Here is a 4,368-nt window from a genome sequence, read left to right as displayed (position 1 = left end):
GAATCCCCGGATGCGTCTCGACATGCCGGGCCCGCCAATTCCACGTGATGTCCTTTGCTATATCGTCAAACTGCAACCAAACTAAAGGGCCGCTAGTCTCGCTGTGTCATAAATTTTGAAAGCGCTCGATCCTTGTGGAGGGCGCTAGACTGCTTCGAGCACCGACAGGATATTGCCTGCCGGGTCTTTGAACCAGGCGATCACAGGACCACGCGAGTCGCGACAGATGCCGTTTTCATCGGTTTTTAAATCCGCGGAGTCGTAGTGTTCGAAACGTATACCGCGAGCGACCAACTGGCTGACTGCCTGGTCTACATTGTCGACAGGGAAGTTCAGTACGGTGAACGTCGCTGCGAGGTGATTCGGCTTTGGATAGAGGATGACGCGGTGTCCGCCTGCCAGATGCAGTGTTAGGACGCCCATGGCCTCGGTCGTGACATTGAGACCGAGCGTCTCGCTGTAGAACGCTTTTGCGCGGCTCAGATCATCGACGGAGAAGCCACTGAACGCCTTACTGTTTCCTAATAGCATTTGCATTTCGTACTCCTTTCATTGATTTCGCGACGTAAATTCAAGTTCGTCGATAGGAACGACTTCCACGGCTTACTTTTCCACCGAAAGCCACCCGAAACCGACCGATTCCGCCCACGCACCCTCGACGAACACCCTCCAGAAAAATCGACAAAAACCACCCATAAAGATAGTTCTATCTACAAACCCGCGCAATTCGGAGAAAAACGGCCGCCATCTGGTAATCTGCCCGCTTCTTTTCCCCTGACATCACTCGACCATGCAACAGGATTTGCCCTTCAACGAACGAGGAATCACGCTCTCGCGCGCGGGTTTGAGCGCATCGGGCCAGCTATTTCCGTTGCGCGACCTTCGCGGCGTAACCGTCGTGATGGTGCCGCGACAAAAGCCATTGCCCATCACGATGAGCCTGTTCGGCGTGCTCGTGGCGGCCGTCGGCGCGTACCTGGGTTCAGGACCCGCGCTCGTGCTCGGCATCATGCTTGCGGTGGTGGGGTATTTGTCGTGGATCACGCAGGACGTGGTTTATCGCCTGTTCGTGTCGACGTCCGAGGGCGAACGCGAAGTCTTCACGACACAGGAAGAAGCGTTCGCTGAACGCGTCGCGGTGCTTGTGCGCGAGGCCATCGCCGCTGCATCGGCATCGAAAGCCGGATCGGTTTGACAGCATTTTTACGCGCGGCGCCGCTAACAGTGCCCCCTGTTTACGCCCTGGCCGATAAAGTAAAGGCGTTCTCACTACTGCCCGTTCTCGAAACGGCGCCACCTACAATGCTTCAAGCAAGCGTTGCTTCATCGACCGCCCCCCCCGCTCGTGCGTTCACCCGCGCCGCGACCAAACTCCACACCATGGTCGCGTTCGATCTCACCCTGCCCGGCCTCGATTCACGCGAACCACGCCGCGTCCTGGCAAACTCGCTGGGTAACTACGCGCAAGTTCAACTCGTGGCAACAGATCGTCGCCACGATTGCGTCACGTTACGCGTGGAAGTGCCGTCGGCCGCCTTCCCCGACGTGATCGGCATCCTCACCGCCCGCCTTTGTGCAGCAACAATCGGCCGCGTGACCAAGTTCTCCGCGAGCCGCTAGCCCCTTGGCGCCTAGCCGGACCGCTTCCCTCGACGCTCAAGCGTCGAGGGTCGAGGGTCGAAAGTTCAGGACTACACCGACAGCGGCTCAACGTGCCAGATGCGCTTGGCGTACTCGCCGATCGTGCGGTCGGACGAGAAAATGCCCATCCCGGCGACGTTCTCTATTGCGCTGCGGGTCCATGCTTCCTTGTCGCGGAATTTGGCATCGACCTCGGCCTGGGCGCGATCGTAGCTGTCGAAGTCGGCGAGCACCATATAGTGATCGCCCCAGTCAACCAGCGTGTGGAAGATGTCGTAGAAACGGTGCGGCTGGTCGGGCGAGAAGTGCCCGAGGCGGATCTGGTCGAGCGCCATCTTGAGTTCTGGATTCGCGTCGTAGATCTGCCGCGGATGATAGCCCGACGCGCGCAACGCATCGATCTCCTCGGTGGCATACCCAAAGATAAACATGTTTTCGCGTCCCACCGCGTCGCAGATTTCGATGTTCGCGCCGTCCAGCGTGCCAATGGTCAGCGCGCCGTTCAACGCGAGCTTCATGTTGCCAGTGCCCGACGCTTCCGTGCCGGCCATCGAGATTTGCTGCGATAGATCCGCGGCCGGGATGATTAGTTCTGCGACGCTCACGCCATAGTTCGGAATAAAGCCGACCTTCAACCGGTCGCCGACCAGCGGATCGCTGTTCACCATCGCAGCCACGTCGTTAATCAGCTTGATGATAATCTTGGCCATCTTGTACGCCGACGCAGCCTTGCCCGCGAACATCACCACGCGCGGCGTCCAGTCCTTCTCGGGCTCCTCGCGAATCCGGTTATAGCGCACGATCACATGCAGGATGTTGAGCAACTGGCGCTTGTATTCGTGAATGCGCTTGACCTGCAAATCGAACAGCGCGTTCGGATCGATAATCGCGCCAGTCTCTTTCTTCGCGCGTGCCGTAAGCCGGAGTTTGCTCGCGAATTTCGCGTCATGAAAGGCTTTGGCGAATTCGGGATCGTCGCGCCATTCGCGCAAGCGCTCCAGTTGGGACAAGTCGGTGCGCCAGTGCGTGCCCAGCCGCTGGTCGATCAGCGTAGACAAGGCAGGACTTGCTTGCGACAGCCATCGGCGCGGCGTAATCCCGTTCGTCACGTTCGTGAAGCGTTCCGGGTACATTCGCGCAAAATCCGAAAAAATGTCCTGCGTCATCAGGTGCGAATGCAGCTTCGATACGCCGTTCACCGTGTGGCTCGCAACAATCGCAAGATGCGCCATGCGCACCCGGCGCTGACCGTATTCATCGATCAGGGAAATACGGCGGATAAGCTCCATGTCACGGCCGAACTTCTCGCCCACATGCTTGAGAAACTGCGAGTTGATGTCGAAGATGATTTCCAGGTGACGCGGCAACAGGCGCGACAGCATCTCCACGTCCCACGTTTCAAGCGCTTCCGGCATGAGCGTGTGATTCGTGTACGAGAACATGTGCTGTACGAGTTTCCACGCCTTGTCCCAGGGTACGAGATGCGTGTCGACCAGCAAGCGCATCAACTCGGGAATGGCGAGCACTGGATGCGTGTCGTTCAGATGCACCGCGACTTTCTCCGCCAGTCGCCCAAAATGCGTGTGCGTGCGCAGATATCGGCGGATCAGATCCTGCATCGTCGCGGACACGAAGAAATATTCCTGGCGTAGCCGCAGTTCGCGGCCGGCCTGGGTAGAGTCATCGGGGTAGAGCAAACGCGACACATGTTCGGACGTGTTCTTCGCTTCCACTGCACGACGATAATCGCCCTGGTTGAACGCGGACAAATCGAATTCGTCGGTTGCGCGCGCCGACCAGAGACGCAACGTGTTGGTTGCGGTGGTCGCGAAACCGGGAATCACCGTGTCGTACGCCGTCGCGTTCACGTGTTCCGTGTCAATCCATACTGTCCGGTCATCCTGGCGCACCGTGCGGCCGCCGAAGTGGATGACATAGTTCACTTCGGGACGAGGAAACTCCCACGGGTTCCCCGCGCGCAGCCAGTAATCCGGGGTTTCGACCTGGTTACCGTCCACGATGGTCTGCCGGAACATGCCGTATTCGTAACGGATGCCATAACCGAAACCGGGAATGCCGACGGTCGCCATGGAGTCGAGAAAACAGGCGGCGAGACGGCCGAGACCGCCGTTGCCGAGCGCGGCATCGGGCTCGAGTTGTTCCAGCGTGTTGATGTCGATTCCAAGACCCGCGAGTGCGTCACGAACCTCGTCATGAATGCCCATTGCCAGTAAAGCATTTGTAAAGGTCCGGCCGATCAGGAATTCCATCGACAGGTAATAAACGCGCTTCACGTCCTGTTCGTATTGCTGACGCGTGGTTTTCATCCAGCGCGCCACCAGACGGTCCCGCACCGCGAGTTCCACGGCGTGCAGCCAGTCGCGAGGCTGCGCGGTGACGGCATCCTTGCCTACACCGTACATCAGCCGGTTGGAAATGGAGCGCCTAAGCGCGTCGACGGTGCTGTTGAGTTGTTCGAACTCCAAGTCGACGGATGTCATCGGACTCTCCAGAAATGCGTCGCTGCAAGCGCCCTGCATCACGGCGTTCTGCCAAGCGGGACGGGCCAGGGGAAATGGGCAGGTTACGCTATTTTAATTTTTTTGGGTAATGACCGCGAATCCACCGCAAGCCCGACCGTGGATTTACCACGACAGCTACCGATCGTTCTTTTTTACGTCGCAATCCTGTCATGCAATCCTGTCGTGCAATCCCATTATGTAGGGC

At 58.5% G+C, this 4,368-nt stretch carries 4 protein-coding genes; 2 read left to right on the top strand and 2 right to left on the bottom strand.

Features of this window, described 5'->3' with window-relative positions; genetic code table 11:
• Positions 1–144: 144 nt before the first annotated feature.
• Positions 145–537: a VOC family protein gene (locus WCA53_RS25920; protein WP_423917169.1), complete on the bottom strand. Its 393-nt coding sequence runs from the start codon at positions 535–537 to the stop codon at positions 145–147.
• Between the two features lie 253 nt (positions 538–790).
• Between WCA53_RS25920 and WCA53_RS25915 the strand changes: the two genes are divergently transcribed.
• Positions 791–1,195, top strand: a complete 405-nt coding sequence (locus tag WCA53_RS25915; RefSeq protein ID WP_423917166.1) for a DUF6232 family protein — start codon at positions 791–793, stop codon at positions 1,193–1,195.
• Positions 1,196–1,302: 107 nt separating this feature from the next.
• On the top strand, positions 1,303–1,620 hold the full coding sequence (locus tag WCA53_RS25910) for a hypothetical protein (protein WP_423917163.1): 318 nt from the start codon (positions 1,303–1,305) through the stop codon (positions 1,618–1,620).
• Between the two features lie 71 nt (positions 1,621–1,691).
• Here WCA53_RS25910 and WCA53_RS25905 read toward each other — a convergent pair whose 3' ends face one another.
• Positions 1,692–4,142: a glycogen/starch/alpha-glucan phosphorylase gene (locus tag WCA53_RS25905; protein WP_423917160.1), complete on the bottom strand. Its 2,451-nt coding sequence runs from the start codon at positions 4,140–4,142 to the stop codon at positions 1,692–1,694.
• Between the last annotated feature and the right edge of the window lie 226 nt (positions 4,143–4,368).

The organism is Caballeronia sp., assembly GCF_049581465.1.
Classification (GTDB): Bacteria; Pseudomonadota; Gammaproteobacteria; order Burkholderiales; family Burkholderiaceae; genus Caballeronia.
Note: the sequence above shows the minus strand (reverse complement) of the source record. Positions and strands in the feature narration are given on the sequence as shown.

What these genes read in the sequence shown, in the direction of transcription:
- WCA53_RS25920 (WP_423917169.1), bottom strand. Translation starts at nt 537, where the DNA reads ATGCAAATGCTATTAGGAAACAGTAAGGCGTTCAGTGGCTTCTCCGTC.
- WCA53_RS25915 (WP_423917166.1), top strand. Translation starts at nt 791, where the DNA reads ATGCAACAGGATTTGCCCTTCAACGAACGAGGAATCACGCTCTCGCGC.
- WCA53_RS25910 (WP_423917163.1), top strand. Translation starts at nt 1,303, where the DNA reads ATGCTTCAAGCAAGCGTTGCTTCATCGACCGCCCCCCCCGCTCGTGCG.
- WCA53_RS25905 (WP_423917160.1), bottom strand. Translation starts at nt 4,142, where the DNA reads ATGACATCCGTCGACTTGGAGTTCGAACAACTCAACAGCACCGTCGAC.